This window comes from Streptomyces sp. P5F9 (assembly GCF_057961495.1).
Window position 1 is genome coordinate 1 of the sequence record NZ_JBXVPZ010000229.1, and the last position, 15,105, is coordinate 15,105.

At 69.9% G+C, this 15,105-nt stretch carries 11 protein-coding genes; all 11 read left to right on the top strand.

Annotated features, from left to right (window positions below; genetic code table 11):
- The first annotated feature begins 44 nt into the window (after window positions 1-44).
- The 11 genes from AC31A1_RS30265 to AC31A1_RS30315 all read left to right on the top strand — a co-directional run bounded on the left by AC31A1_RS30265 (window position 45) and on the right by AC31A1_RS30315 (window position 14,949).
- On the top strand, window positions 45-1,382 hold the full coding sequence (locus tag AC31A1_RS30265) for an ABC transporter substrate-binding protein (RefSeq protein WP_489656388.1): 1,338 nt from the start codon (window positions 45-47) through the stop codon (window positions 1,380-1,382).
- 7 nt (window positions 1,383-1,389) lie between these two features.
- A complete protein-coding gene (locus tag AC31A1_RS30270) occupies window positions 1,390-2,358 on the top strand; it encodes a carbohydrate ABC transporter permease (RefSeq protein ID WP_403968712.1) in 969 nt (322 codons plus the stop codon).
- A 3-nt stretch (window positions 2,359-2,361) separates the two neighbouring features.
- Window positions 2,362-3,255: a carbohydrate ABC transporter permease gene (locus tag AC31A1_RS30275; RefSeq protein WP_489656379.1), complete on the top strand. Its 894-nt coding sequence runs from the start codon at window positions 2,362-2,364 to the stop codon at window positions 3,253-3,255.
- Window positions 3,256-3,261: 6 nt separating this feature from the next.
- Complete coding sequence (locus tag AC31A1_RS30280; protein ID WP_489656380.1) at window positions 3,262-4,527, top strand: 6-phospho-beta-glucosidase; 1,266 nt, start codon at window positions 3,262-3,264, stop codon at window positions 4,525-4,527.
- The gene (locus AC31A1_RS30285) at window positions 4,518-5,489 is read left to right on the top strand and encodes an N-acetylglucosamine kinase (protein WP_489656381.1); all 972 of its coding nucleotides are present in this window, start codon (window positions 4,518-4,520) and stop codon (window positions 5,487-5,489) included. The genes AC31A1_RS30280 and AC31A1_RS30285 overlap by 10 nt, the downstream gene beginning before the upstream one ends.
- A 185-nt stretch (window positions 5,490-5,674) precedes the next feature.
- Entirely contained in the window at window positions 5,675-7,120 is a 1,446-nt protein-coding gene (locus AC31A1_RS30290) for a hypothetical protein (protein WP_489656382.1), read from the top strand.
- A 14-nt stretch (window positions 7,121-7,134) separates the two neighbouring features.
- On the top strand, window positions 7,135-8,196 hold the full coding sequence (locus tag AC31A1_RS30295; protein ID WP_489656383.1) for a glutamate ABC transporter substrate-binding protein: 1,062 nt from the start codon (window positions 7,135-7,137) through the stop codon (window positions 8,194-8,196).
- A 66-nt stretch (window positions 8,197-8,262) separates the two neighbouring features.
- Entirely contained in the window at window positions 8,263-9,594 is a 1,332-nt protein-coding gene (locus AC31A1_RS30300; RefSeq protein WP_489656384.1) for a hypothetical protein, read from the top strand.
- Between the two features lie 26 nt (window positions 9,595-9,620).
- Window positions 9,621-12,161 carry a serine/threonine-protein kinase gene (locus AC31A1_RS30305; protein WP_489656385.1) on the top strand — a complete coding sequence of 847 codons (2,541 nt, stop codon included), beginning with the start codon at window positions 9,621-9,623 and terminating at the stop codon, window positions 12,159-12,161.
- Window positions 12,162-13,505, top strand: coding sequence for a PP2C family protein-serine/threonine phosphatase (locus tag AC31A1_RS30310; RefSeq protein ID WP_489656386.1), 1,344 nt, complete (start codon window positions 12,162-12,164; stop codon window positions 13,503-13,505).
- Between the two features lie 97 nt (window positions 13,506-13,602).
- Window positions 13,603-14,949: a vWA domain-containing protein gene (locus AC31A1_RS30315; protein WP_489656387.1), complete on the top strand. Its 1,347-nt coding sequence runs from the start codon at window positions 13,603-13,605 to the stop codon at window positions 14,947-14,949.
- The last annotated feature ends 156 nt before the right edge of the window (window positions 14,950-15,105 follow it).

Below are 15,105 nucleotides of genomic sequence, written 5' to 3' on the forward strand. Positions count from 1 at the left end.
GCCCTGCCCTGCCCTGCCCTGCCCTGCCCTTGGGAGACCTCGCCATGCCCGGAATATCCCGGAAAGCGGTTATCGCGCTCGCCGCCTCCGCCTCCTTCGCGCTCCTCACCACCGCCTGTACCGGCCAGTCCTCGTCCGGCGCCTCCGACGACGCCTCGAAGGACGTCACCATCAACTTCTGGCACGCCTGGAGCGCCGCCTCGGAGCTGAGCGCCGTGAAGTCGCTGGTCGCCGGGTTCGAGAAGGCGCACCCCAACATCCACGTGAACGTCGTCGGCAACATGACCGACGACAAGATCAACCAGGCGCTGCGCACGGGTGGTGGCAAGTCGCCCGACGTGATCTCGTCGTTCACCACGAACAACGTCGGCAAGTTCTGTTCGTCGGGCGCCCTGGTCGATCTCAACCCCTTCTTCAAGAAGGCCGGCATCGACCCGGAGACGACGTTCCCCAAGGCGATGAACGAGTACACCCAGTTCGACGGAAACCGTTGCACCGCACCCCTGTTGGGCGACGCGTACGGGCTCTACTACAACAAGACGGAGTTCGCGAAGGCCGGTATCACCAGCCCGCCCAAGACGTGGTCCGAATTCGAGGCCGACGCAAAGAAGTTGACGATCAGCAAGGGTGACTCGTACTCGCAGCTCGGGTTCATGCCGGACTACCACGGCTGGGAGACCACGACCGAGCACATCTTCGCGCAGTTCTCGCCGACCTATTTCGACAAGAGCGGGAAGTCGGCGCTCGCCACGGACCCCGCGTTCAAGGCCGGTTTCACGCTGCAGAAGAAGCTCGTCGACGAACTCGGCGGCTTCAAGAAGCTGGAGAGCTACCGCTCCACGCTCGGCGACGAGTGGGGCGACAAGCACCCCTTCCACACCGGTCAGGTCGCGATGCAGCTCGACGGCGAGTGGCGGCTAGGGATGGCCACGGCCGCGAATCCCAAGCTGGACATCGGAGTTGCCCCGCTGCCCGTGCCGGACGACCAGGTCGCCCAGTACGGCAAGGGCTACATCACCGGCACCATCACCGGTATCGCCGCCAACAGCAAGAAGCAGAACGCCGCTTGGGAGTTCGTCAAGTACATCACCACGGACACGGACGCGGTGGTCGGCTTCTCCAACTCCATTCACAACGTGCCCTCCACCCTCGCCGCCCTCAAGTCCCCGAAGCTGAAGTACGACCCGCGCTTCAAGACGTTCCTGGACATCGCGTCGAACCAGAACTCGACGACAAGTCCCGCCTCGATCAACGGCGGTGTGTATCTGACGACGATCCAGAACCTCGGCTACGACTACGAGAGCGGCAAGGTGAAGGATCTGGACTCCGCCTTGAAGAGCACCGCCCAGCAGATCGACACCGACATCGCGCAGGCGAAGTAGCCCCGGAATGAGCACAGTCACCCTGGCGAAGAAGCGCCGCCCGCCCGGCCTCGCCGCGAAACAGCGGAAACAAGCGCTTCGCACCCTCGCCTTCATGTCGCCCTGGCTGATCGGCTTCGCGGTCTTCTTCGCGTATCCGCTGATCTCGACGGTCTATTTCTCGTTCATGCACTACGACGGTTTCAAGCCGCCGACGTGGGTGGGGACGAAGAACTGGACGTACGTCTTCAAGAACTATCCGTACTTCTGGCCCGCGATGCGCAACACGCTGTGGCTGGTCGTGGTGATGGTCTCGCTCCGGGTCGTGTTCGGGCTCGGCGTCGGGCTGTTGATCACCAAGATCAAGACGGCTACGGGTGTCTTCCGGACGCTGTTCTATCTGCCGTATCTCGCCCCGCCGGTCGCCGCGACGATGGCGTTCGCGTTTCTCCTCAACCCCGGTACCGGGCCGGTGAATTCGATCCTGGAGAAGGTCGGCATCCCGGCCCCGGGCTGGTTCAACGACCCCACCTGGTCCAAGCCGGCCCTCACCCTGCTCGCCCTCTGGGGCATCGGCGACCTCATGGTCATCTTCATGGCCGCACTGCTCGACGTACCCCAAGAGCAGTACGAGGCAGCCGAGTTGGACGGGGCGTCGGCCTGGCAGCGGTTCCGGTACGTCACGCTGCCGAACATCTCGCCCATCGTGATGTTCGCCGTCGTCACCGGCGTGATCCAGACCATGCAGTACTACACACAGCCCCTCATCGCCGGGAAGGTCGCGTCCGGCGTCATCCAGGGCGCGGGCACGCAGTTCGAGCCCGGCTACCCGGAGAAGTCCACGCTCACCCTTCCCCAGCTCGTCTACAACCTCGGCTTCCAGCGCTTCGACTACGGCTCGGCCTGCGTGGTGGCACTCGTCCTGTTCGCCCTGTCGATGGTGTTCACCGCGTTCCTGATGCGGCGCCGGGGCGGCCTCAACCTGGCAGGTGACTGACCCATGGCCCAAGTACTCGACAAACCAGTGGAGTTGCGCGCTCCCGTCACCCCCGCCGAGCGCACCGCCCGCCGCAAGGCGCTCATGGAGTGGATCGCCGTCCACTCGCTCGGCGTCGCCGCCGCGCTCTTCTTCACGCTCCCGTTCGTGTTCGTGTTCCTGACCTCGCTGATGAGCGACAGCCAGGCCCTGAGCCGGGACCTGATCCCGCACACCTGGGAGTGGGGCAACTACAAGAAGGTCTTCGACACCCCGGGCTTCCTCACCTGGTGGAAGAACACGCTGATCTACGCCGGTCTCGGCACCGTCCTGACCGTCGTGTCGTCGATCCCGGTGGCGTACGCGCTCGCCAAGTTCCGCTTCCGGGGCCGGAATCTGTCGCTGATGCTGGTCATCTCGATGATGATGCTGCCGCCGCAGGTCGTGATCATCCCCATGTACCTGTTCTGGGCGAAGCAGTTGGACCTGTCGGGCACGCTGTGGCCGCTGATCATCCCGATGGCGTTCGGAGACGCTTTCTCGATCTTCCTGCTGCGGCAGTTCCTGATGACCATCCCGAACGAGTACCTGGACGCGGCGAGGGTCGACGGCTGCGGCGAGTTCAAGACGCTCGTGCGGGTCGTCCTGCCGATGGCCAAGCCCGGTATCGCCGCTGTGGCGCTCTTCCAGTTCTTCTACGCCTGGAACGACTACTTCGGACCGCAGATCTACGCGTCCGAGAACCCCGGTGCCTGGACGCTGAGTTACGGCCTGGAGTCGTTCAAGGGCGCGCACCACACCGACTGGAATCTCACCATGGCCGCGACCGTGCTGGTCATGGCCCCCGTGATCCTCGTGTTCTTCTTCGCGCAGAAGGCGTTCGTCGAGGGCGTCACGCTCACCGGAGTGAAGGGTTAACCAGGTATGAAACTCACCGTGGTCGGCGGAGGCTCGACCTACACACCCGAACTCATCGACGGCTTCGCCCGGTTGAGGGACACCCTGCCCGTCGAGGAGCTCGTCCTCGTCGACCCGGCGCCCGAACGCCTGGAGCTGGTGGGCGGGTTGGCCCGCCGGATCTTCGCCAAGCAGGGGCACCCCGGGAAGATCGTGACGACGTTCGACCTGGACGCCGGTGTCGAGGGCGCCGACGCGGTGCTGCTCCAGCTCCGGGTCGGCGGTCAGGCGGCCCGCGAGCAGGACGAGACGTGGCCGCTGGAGTGCGGCTGCGTCGGTCAGGAGACGACCGGCGCGGGCGGCCTGGCCAAGGCGCTGCGGACCGTACCGGTGGTCCTCGACATCGCGGAACGGGTCCGCCGGACGAACCCGGACGCCTGGATCATCGACTTCACCAATCCGGTGGGGATCGTCACCCGCGCCCTGCTCCAGGCCGGCCACAAGGCGGTCGGGCTGTGCAACGTGGCGATCGGTTTCCAGCGGAAGTTCGCCGGGCTCCTCGGGGTCACCCCGAACGATGTGCACCTCGACCATGTGGGCCTCAACCACCTCACGTGGGAAACCGGTGTGCGGCTCGGCGGCCCCGAGGGCGAGAACGTGCTGCCCAAGCTGCTCGGCGAACACGGCGACGACATCGCCGCCGACCTGAGCCTGCCCCGGGTTCTGCTCGACCGGCTCGGCGTGGTCCCGTCGTACTACCTGCGGTACTTCTACGCGCACGACGAGGTCGTACGGGAACTGCGGACCAAGCCGTCCCGGGCCTCCCAAGTGGCCGAGATGGAACGGAACTTGCTCAAGATGTACGCCGATCCGGCCCTCGACGAGAAGCCCGCACTGCTCGCCAAGCGCGGCGGGGCCTACTACTCCGAGGCCGCCGTGGACCTCGCGGCCGCGCTGCTCGGCGGTGGCGGCAACCCCTACCAGGTGGTGAACACGTACAACAAGGGGACGCTGCCGTTCCTGCCGGACGACGCGGTGATCGAGGTGCAGGCGGCCGTCGGTGCGAAGGGCCCGACTCCCCTTGCCGTGGCGGAAGTCGACCCGCTGTACGCGGGGTTGATGGCCAATGTGACGGCGTACGAGGACCTCGCTCTGGAGGCCGCGCTGCGCGGGGGCCACCACCGGGTGTTCCGGGCGCTGCTCTCGCATCCCCTGATCGGCCAGTACGAGTACGCCGAAGCCCTGACCGACCAGCTGATCGCGCACAACCGGGAGCACCTCGCGTGGGCCTGACCGCAAGTGTCCTCGCCGTCGACGCGGGCAACAGCAAGACCGACGTCGCGGTCGTGGCGGCCGACGGGGAAGTCCTCGCCACGGCCCGCGGCGGCGGGTTCCGGCCGCCGGTCGTGGGCGTCGAGACGGCCGTGGACAACGTCGCCGAAGCCGTCGGCCGCGCCTTCGCGGAGGCGGGGGTGAGCGCCGTCGACCATGTGTCGGCCTGTCTCGCCAACGCCGACTTCCCGGTGGAGGAGGAGCAGTTGGCGGCCGCGCTGCACGCGCGCGCGTGGGGCACGGGTGTGGAAGTGCGCAACGACACGTTCGCGATCCTGCGGGCGGGCATCCCGGAGCCGCGCGGTGTCGCCGTCGTGTGCGGGGCCGGCATCAACTGCGTCGGCATGCGGCCCGACGGCCGCACCGCCCGCTTCCCGGCGATCGGCCGTATCTCCGGTGACTGGGGCGGCGGTTGGGGCCTGGCGGAGGAGGCCCTGTGGCACGCGGCCCGCGCGGAGGACGGACGCGGCGGCCCTACGGCCCTGGCGCGTACGCTCCCGGCGTACTTCGGCCTGGACTCGATGTACGACCTCATCGAGGCGCTGCATCTGGAGCACGTCGCGCACCACCGTCGGCACGAGTTGACGCCGGTGCTGTTCGCGACGGCGGTGGACGGCGACCCGGTGGCCCGTTCGATCGTGGACCGGATGGCGGAGGAGGTCGTGGCCATGGCGACGGTCGCGCTGACCCGCCTGGAGCTGCTCGACGAGGAGGCGCCGGTGCTGCTCGGCGGCAGCGTCCTCGCCGCCCGGCATCCCCAACTGGACGACCGTATAAGGGAGTTGCTGGCAGCCAGGGCGCCCAAGGCGGTGGCGACGGTCGTCACCGCGCGGCCGGTCCTCGGCGCCGTCCTGCTCGGTCTGGACCATGTGGGCGCCGCGGCCGAGGCACATGCGCGGGCCAGGGCCCATTACGAGCGCTGACACCTGGGAACCGAACAGATTCCCACGGCGTATTCATGGACAGGGGGGCGGTGCGGGGCGTTGTGTGGTGCCGGAAATCCGGTGACCACGATGCGATCCGATCAAGATCCAGTGAAGGCCGGTGCGGAATGTCAGTCCTGGCGGCGATACTTGCCGCGACGGGATGACCCTGGGGGAGGTCAGCAGTGACACAACCGCAGAAGAGCAGTACGGCGCCACCGGGCACCGCCGTGCCCACGATGCCGGCGCCGCCGCCGCAGCCGGGCCGGCCGGGGGCGCCCGCGCCCCGGCGTACGCCGGACGCGGCGCCCGCGCGCCGTACGGCGATCGCCGAGGGCGTCGACCGGTTGCGCGCGGCCGCCACCACCGAGCCGGGCCGGCTGCGGGCCATCGGCGCGCTGCTGGCCGTGCTGGTGATCGCGTTCGGCGCGGTCACCGCCTGGCAGACCGCCAGCCGGGCGACGGCGGCGGGCGACGTGCTCCACCACAGCCAGCCGCTCAGCTCGGACGCGGCGGACATCTACCGCTCGCTCGCCGACGCCAACACGATGGCGGCCAGCGGTTATCTGGCGGGGCTCCAGGAGACGCAGGCGACCCGCGACCAGTACGAGGCGGACATCAAGACGGCCGCCGCGAAGCTCGTGACGGCCGCCGCCAACACCGCCCCGGGCTCGTCGTCCGCGACCACCATCGAGCAGCTCAACGAACTGCTGCCGGAGTACAAGGGCCTGGTCGAGTCGGCCCGCGCCAACAACCGGCAGGGCTTCCCGGTGGGCGGCGCCTATCTGCGCGCGGCGAACGACACCATGCAGAACAAGATGCTCCCCAAGGCGGAGACCCTCTACAAGACGGAGAACCAGCGGCTGAGCGACGACTACGGGGACGCGACGCCGTACCCGTGGTTCGCGATCGCCCTCGGGCTCCTCACGCTCGGCGGTCTGGCCTGGGCCCAGCGGCGCAACTACCAGCGCACGAACCGGGTGTTGAACCACGGCCTGGTCGCCGCCTCGGCGACCACCGCGGTCGTCCTGCTGTGGGTGGTCGTCGGCCACACCGTCGCGCGCGCGGGGCTCGACGCCTCGTACGACCACGGCGTGAAGTCGCTGAACGTGCTGCACGACGCGCGTATCGCCTCCCTGAAGGCGCGCAGCGACGAGAACCTGACGCTGGTCAGCCGCGGCGCGGAGACGAAGACGCTGGCGGACAAGACGGTCGTGGACGCCTACGACTACGAGTACGACCAGGAGATCGCGAAGCTCGGCAAGGGCCTGAAGCTGGCCGACTCGCTGGCCGACGACTCCGCGGGCCGCAAGCCCGTCGCGGTCGCCAACAGCTCGATGAAGGTGTGGATCTCCCGCCACGCGAAGGTCAGCGACGACAACGAGAAGGGCCTCTACCAACAGGCCCGTGACGGTGTCATCGGCAAGAGCGGCGCGACCGGCGAGTGCTTCAACGCCGTGGACGCCTCGCTGAACACGGCACTTGAGCACGAGACGAGCGAGTTCAGGAAGTCCGCGGGCGACGGCCTGGACGCGATGACCGGCCTCACCCTCGGGGCCGCGGTGCTCGCGGTGCTGGGTGCGGCCGGGGCCGTCCTGGGCATCGGGCGCAGGCTGTCGGAGTACCGGTGAAAGGGGGCGTGACGATGCGCGCACGGAGTGACTTCTTTCGCCGCCTGAACGCTGTACGGCGCGTGCGGGCCGGCCTGCGGGGCTGGGGCGGGGTGGGCGCGATGGCGGTCGTCTGCGTCCTCGCGGTCGCCTTCGTGCTGCTGCTGCCGCTCACACAGTCGCGCGGCGAGGCGGGCACGGCCCTCGGCGGTCAGCGGACGGTCCAGGGCACCCAGGCCAGGGCGCCCGAGTGCGACGAGAAGACCGTCCAGAACCAGAGCTCGTCCCCGTCGGACGCCGACGGCACCACGATCGACGCCATCAAGGCGCGCGGTGTGCTCAAGGTGGGCATCGACCAGAACAGCTACCGCTGGGGCTACCGCAACCCCAACAGCGCCTCCGGTGACCTGGAGGGCTTCGACATCGACCTGGTCACCGCGATCGCGAAGAACATCTTCGGCGCCTCCTACACCGCCAACAGCGTCCAGTTCCTGGCCATCCCGACCAACCAGCGCATCCCGGCGGTCCAGGACAAGCAGGTCGACATGGTGGTCCGCACCATGACGATCACCTGCGACCGGGCCGGCCAAGTGGCCTTCTCCGCCCCGTACTTCCTCACCGGCCAGCAGGTCCTCGCCCCCAAGGCGTCGACGATCACCGGCTACGACAAGTCCCTGGCCGGCAAGCGCGTCTGCTCCGCGTCGGGCTCCACGGCGAACGACCGGCTGACGGACGACAAGGCGAGCGGCAAGCTGCCCGCCAGCGTGAAGATCCTGCCCCCCGTCGCCAACCAGCTGGACTGCCTGGTGGAGCTCCAACTCGGCCAGGCGGACGCGGTGGTGACCGACGGCGCGCTCGCCGCGAGCCAGGCCGCGCAGGACCCGACGGTGGAGCTGAAGGGCACCACCTTCACCACCGAGTACTACGGCGTGGCGATGAACAAGGACGCCACCGATCTGGTACGCCGGGTCAACCGAATACTGGAGAGCTACCGCACCAGCCCGGACGGCTGGCGGGCGTCGTACACGAAATGGCTGCTGCCCACCCTGGGTAAGAACTCGGAGTCGGCCGACCCGCCGACACCGCACTACACGTGACGGGTCATCAACTACCGAACGGCACAACGGACCTTCCACGGAACACAACGCAGCGAGAGGTGATCGATGGGCGTCACGGGACCCCCCGGGCCGGTAATGGACCGGGACGAGGTGGACCGTGCGCTGGCGCGGCTCGGCGCGGAGCACGAGGCCATCGAGACCTCGCTCCTCGCCCTGCAGGACCACGCGGGCCGCAGACTCCTCGAAGGCGCCGAGCTGACCGGCACGACCAAGGAGCGCTGGGCGTCCACGGACGCGTCGATCACGCTGCTGTGGGCGTACTTCGACGCCTACACGGACGCGTTCCGCGCCGCCCAGAGCATCCGCTCGCGGCGCCGCTGGTCCAGCCGTGAGGACCTGGTCGAGCTGACCGAGCTGCTGCGCGGCGAGTCCGTCACGGTCGCCGGTTCGACCACGGCGACGGCCAACATGCCGACGCTGACCGGCGGTTCGAGCAAGCTGAGCCGCCAGTTCTCGCTGAGCGCGCTCGTCGACGAGATGAACGACCTGTACGCGAGCTCGCTGGACATGGTCGTCACCTCCGACGCGGTGTGGTCGGCGCTGCCCGCCCGGATCGATTTACTGGCCGCGGAGTTGCAGCGCACCCGGCAGCTCGCCCACTCCGTCGGCGTGCGCCCGGGCGAACACCCGGCGGGCGACGACCTGGAGCGCATCACCCACACCCTGACCGAGCTGCGCGAGCGGGTCATCTCCGACCCGCTGGCCTTCTGGGTGCGGGCGCAGGGCAGTTCGGCCCCCGGCGGCGGCCGCCCGGACACCACGGTCTACGACCGGGAGGCGCGCGCCCTGGAGGACGTGCGCCGCGAGATCGACGCCGTGCTCACCGTCCGGCAGGACGCGGAGGCCCGGCTGGTGAAGCTGCGGGACGTGCTGTCCCGCGCGGACCGCACCCTCTCCGAGGCACGCACCGCGCGCGGTGAGGTCCTCGCGAAGATCGCGGCCACGGAGGTGCCGGTCGTCAGCGGACCGCCGACCGTGCTGCAGGAGCAGCTGTCGACGGCCGCCGAGTACCGCAGACACGCCCAGTGGCACCGTCTGTCCCCACTCCTGGAGTCCCTGGAGCGGAAGGCGGAGGACGAACTGCTGCGCGCCCGCGAGTCGTTGACCGCGGTCACCCAGCCACTGGCGGTCCGCGCGGAACTGCGCGGCCGCCTCGACGCGTACAAGGCGAAGGTCGCCCGGCACGGCCTCGCGGAGGACCCGTTGCTGATCGAGCGGTACGACGCGGCCCGCCGCATGCTGTGGAGCGCGCCCTGCGACCTGCGCGTCGCCGAACAGGCGGTGCTGCGCTACCAGCACGCGGCCGCCGAGCAGTTCAACGCTCCGCGGACACAGCCGCAGGGCGGTCCCGAGGACCAGAGGGGGCCGGGCGCGTGAGTGACGAGGGAGAAGCGGGGTCGGTCATGAGCGAGACACAGCAGAAGTGTCAACGGCCGGGCTGCGAGGGGTCGTACGAGGACGTCGGCGGCGGTGAGCTGTACTGCGACACGTGCGGTCTGGCGCCGGTGGTGTCGGCGAAGGGCGCGATCAGCTCACCGCCCACGGGGATGACCAGCGGCAAGGGCTCGCGGGGCACGGGGAGCGGCAGTTCCCGTACCAGCAGCCGCAGTTCGCGTACGTCGTCGCAGTCGTCGAAGTCCCGGCGCTCGGTGTCGGGGCGGCTCTCGCGCTCGGAGTCGGGCCGGGCCTCCAGCCGCTCGGTGTCGGTGCGCAGCTCCGGCTCGTCGTCGGGGACCTCCAGCCGCGGCCGGCTCGGCGTCGGCCTGGTGCAGGTGCCGGCGGTGCCGCGGCCGGACCCGCGCGAGATGGTCCTGGAGAACCCGGAGGTGCCCGAGCGGAAGCGGTTCTGCTCGCGCTCGGACTGCGGTGCGCCGGTGGGCCGGGCGCGCGGCGACAGCCCGGGGCGCACGGAGGGTTTCTGCACCAAGTGCGGCAACCCGTACTCGTTCACGCCCAAGCTGGAAGCCGGCGACATCGTGCACGGCCAGTACGAGGTCGTGGGCTGTCTGGCGCACGGCGGCCTGGGCTGGGTCTATCTCGCGGTGGACCGCGCGGTCTCCGACCGCTGGGTGGTCCTCAAGGGCCTCCTCGACACCGGCGACCAGGACGCGATGGAGGCCGCGATCTCCGAGCGGCGCTTCCTCGCCGAGATCGAGCACGCCAACATCGTGCGGATCTACAACTTCGTGGAACACCTGGACCAGCGGACGGGTTCGCTGGACGGGTACATCGTCATGGAGTACGTCGGCGGCAAGTCCCTCAAGGAGATCGCCAACGACCGCCGTACGGAAGGCGGGAAGCGCGATCCGCTGCCGGTGGAGCAGGCCTGCGCGTACGGCATCGAGGCCCTGGAGGCGCTCGGCCACCTGCACAGCCGCAACCTGCTGTACTGCGACTTCAAGGTCGACAACGCGATCCAGACCGAGGACCAGCTCAAGCTGATCGACATGGGCGCGGTGCGCAGGATGGACGACGACGAGTCGGCCATCTACGGCACGGTGGGCTATCAGGCCCCGGAGGTCGCGGAGGTCGGCCCGTCGGTGGCGAGCGACCTGTACACGGTCGCCCGCACGCTCGCGGTGATGACCTTCGACTTCCAGGGCTACACGAACGTCTTCGTGGACTCCCTGCCCGACCCGGACAACATCGAGGTCTTCCGCCGCTACGAGTCGTTCTACCGGCTCCTGGTCCGCGCCACCGACCCCGACCCGGCCCGCCGGTTCGCCTCCGCGCAGGAGATGGCCGAGCAGCTGACGGGCGTCCTGCGCGAGGTCGTCTCGCTGCAGACCGGGCGGGCCCGCCCGTCGCTTTCGACCCTGTTCGGGCCCGAACTCAAGGTCACGGACACGGAGTTGTTCCCGACGCTGGACGGGGACGTGTCCCTGCTGGGGGCGAGAGCGGTACAGCCGCCGAAGCGGTCCCCAAGTGCCCGCTCCGGCACGGCACTTGCCGAACGCCCCCATGGCGGCCAGGTGTTGACCTCGCTCAACGGCAGCGCGCCGAGCATCGTCAAGCAGGTCGACTCCCCCGCCGTGGCCCTCGCGCTGCCCGTTCCGCACGTCGACCCGACCGACCCGAACGCGGGTTTCCTGGCGGGCCTGATGACGACCGCGGCGACCGAACTGCTCGGCGCTCTCGCGTCCGCGCCGTCGCCGTCCGTGGAGACCCGGCTGCGGCAGATCCGGGCCTGGCTGGAGAACGGCGACTCGTACACCGCGCTGGACGCCCTGGCGAAGCTGGAGGACGAACGGCCCGACGACTGGCGGGTGGTCTGGTACACGGGCGTGGCCGCGCTGGCGACCCGTGACTACGAAGCCGCCGCGCTGTCCTTCGACGCGATCTACGACGCCTTCCCCGGCGAGCCCGCGCCGAAGCTGGCGCTCGGCCTGTGCGCCGAGGTGCTGGGGCAGCTGGACAACGCGGCCGAGTACTACCGGCTGGTGTGGTCGACCGACCCGAGCTATGTGAGCGCGGCCTTCGGCCTGGCCCGCGTCCAGTTCGCGACCGGCGACCGGCCCGGCGCCGTACGGACGCTGGAGTCGGTGCCCGAGGCGTCGATCCACTACACGGCCGCGCGGGTGGCCGCCGTACGGGCGCGGCTTCGGGAGCGGGCCGCGACGGCGGACGACACGCCGTTCCTGGACGATCTGACCGCGGCCGCCGGGCAGGTGGAAGCGCTGGAGGGATACGGTCTGGACGCGGTCCGGCGCGAGCGGTTGTCGGCCGAGGTCCTCGGCCGCGCCCTCGACTGGATACTCTCCGGAGGCCAGGGTTCCGTACCGCTCACGCGGCGGGAGCTGCTCGGCAGCGAACTGGACGAGCGGGGACTCCGCTTCGGCCTGGAGCGTTCGTACCGCACGCTGGCCCGGCTGGCACGGGACGGCGAGGAGAGGATCGACCTGGTGGAACGAGCCAACCGTTACCGCCCCCGGACGTGGGTGTAGTTGATGTCGCAGATGCCCCAGCTCTCCGCCTGCCCGAGCTGCGAAGAGCCCCTGGAGTCCGGTGACCGCTTCTGCGGCGCGTGCGGATACGACCTGTCCGCCGTGCCCGCGCCGCCGGACGACCACCCGACGCTCACCATGAACGGCGCGGTGCCGCTCCCGCCCGAGGAGGCCGCGGACGTGGACTGGCCCGTGGTGCCCCAGCCGGAGGGCGCCGAGACCCCGCCGGCGGTCCATCTGCCGACGGACCTGCCCGGCACCGACTCGGGCGGCATCCCCCTGCCGTCCGACGCCCCGCTGCCGCCCACCGGTTCGCCGGTCTCCCCGGCCACGGGCGTACGGTTCGACCGGCCGCCGGAGCCCGACGAGTACCCCCTTCAGGCGCCGGACCCTCGGGTCGCCGCCGATCCGCCGACCGCCGGCGAGGGCGTCAAGGTGTGCGTGGCCTGCCGCTCGGGCCGGGTCGACCCGGACGGCTACTGCGAGAACTGCGGGCACGCCCAGCCCCGCGAACGCGACCACATGGAACAGGAGTTGGGCCCGCTCGCCGCGGTCAGCGACCGCGGGCTGCGCCACCACCGCAACGAGGACGCCTTCGCCGTAGGACAGTGCCTGCTGCCCGACGGGGCGCCCGCGCTCGTCGCGGTCGTGTGTGACGGGGTGTCGTCGGCGACGCGGCCCGACGCGGCCTCGCTGGCGGCCTCCCGGCAGGCGGGCGAGGCGCTGCTGGCCGCGCTGCCGCAGGGGACGCAACCGCAGGCGGCGATGCACGAGGCGATCATCGCGGCCTCGCACGCGGTCAACTCCCTTGCCCAGGAGCCCGCCACGGCCCGCGAGCACGCCCCGCACCAGAACGCGCCGGCCTGCACGCTGGTCGGTTCGATCGTCACCCCGACCCTCCTGGTCGTCGGCTGGGTCGGCGACAGCCGCGCCTACTGGATCCCGGTGGACCGCAGTTCACCGCCGGCCCGGCTCACCGAGGACGACTCGTGGGCGGCGCAGATGGTCGCCGCGGGCCTGATGAGCGAGGCGGAGGCCTACGCCGACGAGCGCGCCCACGCGATCACCGGCTGGCTCGGCGCGGACGCGTACGAACTGGAGCCGCACACCGCCTCGTTCAAGCCGGACCGCCCCGGTGTGGTGGTGGTCTGCACGGACGGACTGTGGAACTACGCGGAGTCCGCCGAGGAGATGGCCGAGATCGTCCCCGCCGACGCGGCGGTCCGTCCGCTGCACAGCGCCCAGGTGTTGGTCGGCCACGCACTGGACGGCGGGGGCCACGACAACGTAACAGTGGCCGTCGTCCCGTTCCCCGCCCCGCCGCAAGGGGCAGTATCCGGCTGAGGCCGTACAAACGGGACGGCCTCGGACCGGTGGGGACCGGTCCGCATATAGTCATCGCCCCATTCAGGTGGGGTACTTGAGGGGGAACAGAGCAGGCATGGCCAATTTCTCGAAGTCGAACGTGCCACAGTTCTCGGTCGACGTGTACCAGAACGAGTATCTGCCGGAGGGCGGCCGCGAGGTCAACGCGATCGTCACGGTGACCTCGACCGGCGGCGGCACCATCGGGAGCCCGGTCGCGGCGCCCCATCTGTACTCGGCCGGGCAGGGTCCGGACGCGGCCGTGGCGATCATGGTCGACTGCTCGGGGTCGATGGACTACCCGCCGACCAAGATGCGCAACGCCCGGGACGCCACGGCCGCCGCGATCGACACCCTGCGCGACGGGGTGCACTTCGCGGTGATCGGCGGCACGCATGTCGCCAAGGAGGTCTATCCGGGCGGCGGGGCGCTCGCGGTCGCCGACTCCCGGACCCGGGACCAGGCCAAGCAGGCGCTGCGCAAGCTGAGCGCGGGCGGCGGTACGGCGATCGGCACCTGGCTGCGCCTCGCCGACCGGCTGCTGTCCTCGACGGACGTCTCCATACGCCACGGCATCCTGCTGACCGACGGCCGCAACGAGCACGAGGCGCCGGAGGACCTGAAGGCCTCCCTCGGCTCCTGCGCCGGACGTTTCACCTGTGACGCGCGGGGCGTGGGCACCGACTGGGAAGTGAAAGAAGTCACAGGGATCGCCTCCGCGCTGCTCGGCACCGCCGACATCGTCGCCGACCCGGCCAACCTCGCCGCCGACTTCACGAAGATGATGGAGACGGCGATGGGCAAGGAGGTCGCGGACGTCGCGCTGCGGCTGTGGACGCCGGTGGGCACGGCCATCAAGTTCGTCAAGCAAGTCGCGCCCAGGGTCGAGGAGTTGACCGACCGCCGCACCGAGGCGGGACCCCGCGCCGGGGACTACCCCACCGGGTCCTGGGGAGACGAGTCCCGTGACTACCACGTGTGCGTCGAGGTCCCCGAGGCCGGCATCGGCCAGGAGATGCTCGCCGCCCGGGTCTCCCTGGTCGTCCCGCAGCCCGACGGAAGCACCCAGAACCTCGGCGCCCAGGGCCTGGTGAAGGCCGTATGGACCGACGACATGGTGGCCTCCACGTCCATCAACCCCCAGGTCGCGCACTACACCGGGCAGGCCGAACTGGCACAAGTCATCCAACAAGGGCTCGATCTCCGCAAATCGGGAGATGTCGATGGAGCAACGGCCAAACTGGGACGGGCCGTTCAGCTCGCCAGCGTCTCCGGAAACGCGGATACTGCGAAACTGCTTGCGAAGGTGGTGGACGTGGTCGATGCCGCGGCGGGTACTGTGCGACTGAAGGCGAAGGTCGCGGAGGCCGACGAGATGACTCTCGAAACACGGTCCACAAAGACTGTTCGTGTAAAGAAGTGACCTAGCCAGCACGACTCCGTGAGACCCAGAACGACCCTGTGCGAAAGGGGGACGCGCCGACATGCCGACCTGCCCGAACGGACACCAGTCGGGTTCCGACGACTGGTGCGAGGTCTGCGGTCACCGCATGGCCGGTGCCGTGCCCCCGCCCCCGCC

Coding starts and splice junctions, on each gene's coding strand:
- AC31A1_RS30265 (WP_489656388.1), top strand. CDS start 45: ATGCCCGGAATATCCCGGAAAGCGGTTATCGCGCTCGCCGCCTCCGCC.
- AC31A1_RS30270 (WP_403968712.1), top strand. CDS start 1,390: ATGAGCACAGTCACCCTGGCGAAGAAGCGCCGCCCGCCCGGCCTCGCC.
- AC31A1_RS30275 (WP_489656379.1), top strand. CDS start 2,362: ATGGCCCAAGTACTCGACAAACCAGTGGAGTTGCGCGCTCCCGTCACC.
- AC31A1_RS30280 (WP_489656380.1), top strand. CDS start 3,262: ATGAAACTCACCGTGGTCGGCGGAGGCTCGACCTACACACCCGAACTC.
- AC31A1_RS30295 (WP_489656383.1), top strand. CDS start 7,135: ATGCGCGCACGGAGTGACTTCTTTCGCCGCCTGAACGCTGTACGGCGC.
- AC31A1_RS30300 (WP_489656384.1), top strand. CDS start 8,263: ATGGGCGTCACGGGACCCCCCGGGCCGGTAATGGACCGGGACGAGGTG.
- AC31A1_RS30305 (WP_489656385.1), top strand. CDS start 9,621: ATGAGCGAGACACAGCAGAAGTGTCAACGGCCGGGCTGCGAGGGGTCG.
- AC31A1_RS30315 (WP_489656387.1), top strand. CDS start 13,603: ATGGCCAATTTCTCGAAGTCGAACGTGCCACAGTTCTCGGTCGACGTG.